3 protein-coding genes are annotated in these 3,725 nt (G+C 71.9%); 1 reads left to right on the plus strand and 2 read right to left on the minus strand.

Going from position 1 to position 3,725, the window contains the following annotated elements; genetic code table 11:
* Window positions 1-92: 92 nt before the first annotated feature.
* Together ACWEVN_RS47070 and ACWEVN_RS47075 are read right to left on the minus strand one after the other, a co-directional pair.
* Window positions 93-1,010, minus strand: coding sequence for a GNAT family N-acetyltransferase (locus ACWEVN_RS47070; RefSeq protein WP_449685753.1), 918 nt, complete (start codon window positions 1,008-1,010; stop codon window positions 93-95).
* Window positions 1,007-1,858, minus strand: a complete 852-nt coding sequence (locus ACWEVN_RS47075; protein WP_452055605.1) for a class I SAM-dependent methyltransferase — start codon at window positions 1,856-1,858, stop codon at window positions 1,007-1,009. The genes ACWEVN_RS47070 and ACWEVN_RS47075 overlap by 4 nt, the downstream gene beginning before the upstream one ends.
* Window positions 1,859-2,177: 319 nt before the next feature.
* On the opposite strand from ACWEVN_RS47075, the gene rpsA reads away from it, so the two are divergent.
* Window positions 2,178-3,677 (plus strand): 30S ribosomal protein S1, encoded by a 1,500-nt coding sequence (gene rpsA / locus ACWEVN_RS47080; protein WP_003098851.1) that lies wholly within the window; start codon window positions 2,178-2,180, stop codon window positions 3,675-3,677.
* Window positions 3,678-3,725 lie beyond the last annotated feature (48 nt).

Raw genomic sequence — 3,725 nt, forward strand, 5'->3', positions numbered from 1 at the left:
GCGGCAGGAGCGCGTCGACGGCGGCGAAGCGCGCCCGGTGCGCCGCGAGCAGCGGCTCGGCGATGTCCATGGTTCCCCCTCGGCGCGTGCGGTCAGGACCAGGCGGGACGCCGGAGCCACATGGTCCACAGAGGACGATAACCCTGCCGGTGCCAGAACACCGGCGAAAGCGGATTCGCCGGATGGTAGAACAGGAACGTCCCGCGCACGTCGTGTTCCAGCAACGTCCGGTGCGCCACCGCCATCAGCGCCCGGCCGACCCCGCCGCCGCGGGCCGCGGGCGCGACCGACAGCGTGTCGACGTACCCCCAGCGGCCGGGCAGCAGCCGGCCGTGGACGGAGTTGCCCGGCGTGGCCGAGACCAGCGCGCAGGAGGCCAGGCCGGCCGGCACCCCGCCGTCCTCCTCGGCCAGCCAGACCAGTCCGCCGAACCGCAGCGAGCGGACGACTTCGGTGCGCAGCAGCGCCCGGGCCCCCGGCCGCGCCACCGCGGTGCCGACCAGCGAGGTGTACCGCCACTCGGCGAGCCGCAGCTCGGTCAGCGCGTCGGCGTCGCCTTCCCCGGCCCGGCGGACGCTCACCGGCGCCGCCCCGGGGCCGCCGGGGGGCTCGGGAGCCCGCACGGCCAGGCACGTCATCGGCGCGAACCCGTGCGCCAGGAGCACCGCGGACGCTTCGGCGTCGCGGCTCGGCCAGGTCAGCGAGCAGGCCGAGTCCGGGCCGGCCGGCGTCCCGCGCAGCTTCTCCCGCCACGCGCCCAGCAGCGCGGCGAGGCCCGCCGCGCCGCTGTCGCCCGGCACCGCGGTCAGGTCGCGGATGTCCGACGGCCCCCAGAGCGAGGGCCAGGACCCCGGCGCGTGCACGACCTGCGTCAGCAGGCCGCCCGCCTTGCGGCCGCCGACCGTCACGACGAGGGGCTCGTTCGACGGCGACGGCGGGGCGGCGATCGGCGGGAGCAGCGGGTCGAGCGCGGCGAACCGCGCGTTCTGCTGCTCCTCGAGCGTGGTCACGAGCGGTGCGTGCGGAAGATCGCCGTGCCGGGGAAGAACTTGCCGCGCAGCGGGCTCCACTGGCCCCACACCCGGGTGTGCCCGGCCGGCCACTCGGGCTCGACCAGGTCGGTCAGGGTGAACCCGGCCCCGGCCAGCGCGCGCACGTAGTCGCCGAGCGTGTGGTGGTACTCGACGTAGGTGGCGGTGCCCTCGTCGTCGACCTCGACGTACGGCGTGCGGTCGAAGTACGGCTGGGTGACGGTGAGCCCCTGCGGGCCCGGGTCGTCGGGGAAGATCCACCGCATCGGGTGGGTCACCGAGAACACCCACGGCGCTCCCGGCCGCAGCACCCGGTGGACCTCGGCGAAGACGGCGTCCACGGACGCGACGAAGGGGATCGCGCCGAAGGCCGAGCAGGCCGCGTCGAAGCTGCCCGACGCCAGCGGCAGGTGCTCGGCGTTGGCCTGGACCAGGGGGACGGCCAGGCCGGTGCGCGCGTTGCCGTCGCGGGCGTGGCGCAGCATGCCGGCCGAGAGGTCGGTCGCCACGGCGTGCGCGCCCTCGGCGGCCAGCCAGCGCGCGCAGGCGGCCTGCCCGCAGCCGACCTCGAGCACGCGCTTGCCCCGGACGTCGCCGAGCAGCCGGGCCTCGGCCTCCCGGACGCCCTCCGGGCACCAGACGAAGTCGGCGTCGCCGAGGAACCCGCCGTGCTCGGCCTGGTAGTCGTCGGCGTCGGCGTCCCACCAGGCGAGGTTGGCGGCGGCGGCCTCGGCCCCGCCGACCTCGCGGTAGGCGACCGCCGTGGTGCCCAGCCGGTGCTCGGCGGCGTCGTGGCGCCCCGGCGCGGGCGCCTGCTCCGGTGGCATGATGGGGGTCTCCGGTCCCGGTGGCCGCGAGCGGCTCCACCTGCGTCCTCGTGCGTGCGGTTTGCTTCCGCGAGGACCTTAGCGAGCCAGGGGGACCCTGATTGTGCCGCCTAGCGGCTGCCGCGTAGGATAAGTGTTAGCGCAGTGGGTTCGCGCTGCCTTCCGCTCAGCTTCTGGTTGGGACTCGGGTCGCGCACCGTATGCGGGGTCATGCCGCGGTCGTTCACTGGTGGACGTTTGCTTGCAGGGTCGTCGCATGCCGCCCATCGCGCCGACAACTGCCAACCCTCGATTCCCATCCACCGGAGCAACCCGCCTAATGACCACCGACACCGCCACCGCCCCGACCGCCCCCACCGGGCCCCAGCAGGTCGCCATCAACGACATCGGGTCGGAGGAAGACTTCCTCGCGGCGATCGACAAGACGATCAAGTACTTCAACGATGGCGACATCGTCGAAGGCACCATCGTCAAGGTCGACCGCGACGAGGTCCTGCTCGACATCGGCTACAAGACCGAGGGTGTTATCCCCTCGCGTGAGCTCTCCATCAAGCACGATGTCGACCCGGCTGAGGTTGTCACCGTCGGCGATGAGGTCGAAGCCCTGGTTCTCCAGAAGGAGGACAAGGAAGGCCGTCTGATCCTGTCCAAGAAGCGCGCGCAGTACGAGCGCGCCTGGGGCACGATCGAGGAGCTCAAGGAGAAGGACGAGCCCGTCAAGGGCACCGTCATCGAGGTCGTCAAGGGCGGCCTCATCCTGGACATCGGCCTGCGCGGCTTCCTCCCCGCGTCGCTGGTCGAGATGCGCCGCGTGCGCGACCTGCAGCCGTACGTCGGCCGCGAGCTCGAGGCGAAGATCATCGAGCTGGACAAGAACCGCAACAACGTGGTCCTGTCCCGCCGCGCCTACCTGGAGCAGACCCAGTCCGAGGTGCGCAGCGAGTTCCTCAACGCGCTCGCCAAGGGCCAGGTCCGCAAGGGCGTCGTGTCGTCCATCGTCAACTTCGGTGCCTTCGTGGACCTGGGTGGCGTCGACGGCCTGGTGCACGTCTCCGAGCTGTCCTGGAAGCACATCGACCACCCGTCCGAGGTCGTCGAGGTCGGCCAGGAGGTCACGGTCGAGGTTCTGGACGTCGACATGGACCGCGAGCGCGTCTCGCTGTCGCTGAAGGCGACCCAGGAAGACCCGTGGCGCCAGTTCGCCCGCACCCACGCGATCGGCCAGATCGTGCCGGGCAAGGTCACCAAGCTGGTTCCGTTCGGTGCGTTCGTCCGCGTCGAAGAGGGCATCGAGGGCCTGGTCCACATCTCCGAGCTGGCCGAGCGCCACGTCGAGATCCCGGAGCAGGTCGTCCAGGTCAACGGCGACGTCATGGTCAAGGTCATCGACATCGACCTCGAGCGCCGTCGCATCTCGCTGTCGCTGAAGCAGGCGAACGAGGGTGTCACGCCGGACACCGAGTTCGACCCGACCCAGTACGGCATGGCCGCCGAGTACGACGCCGAGGGCAACTACATTTACCCCGAAGGCTTCGACCCGGACACCCAGGAGTGGCAGGAAGGCTTCGACAAGCAGCGTGAGGAGTGGGAGCGCCAGTACGCCGAGGCGCACACTCGTTACGAGGCCCACATGAAGCAGGTCCAGAAGGCCGTCGAGGCGGACGCCGAAGCGGCGGCCGACGCGGCGACCGGCATCGAGGGTGGCGCGGAAAGCTACACCTCGGGCTCGGCCCCGGCCGACTCGAAGAGCAGCGGCGGCACCCTCGCCTCCGACGAGCAGCTCGCGGCGCTCCGCGAGAAGCTCTCCGGCGGTGCGTGAGCACTAGCTCTCTGAGCAACGGCGAACCCCCGGTCCACTCAGGGCCGG

The organism is Amycolatopsis sp. NPDC003861, assembly GCF_053605405.1.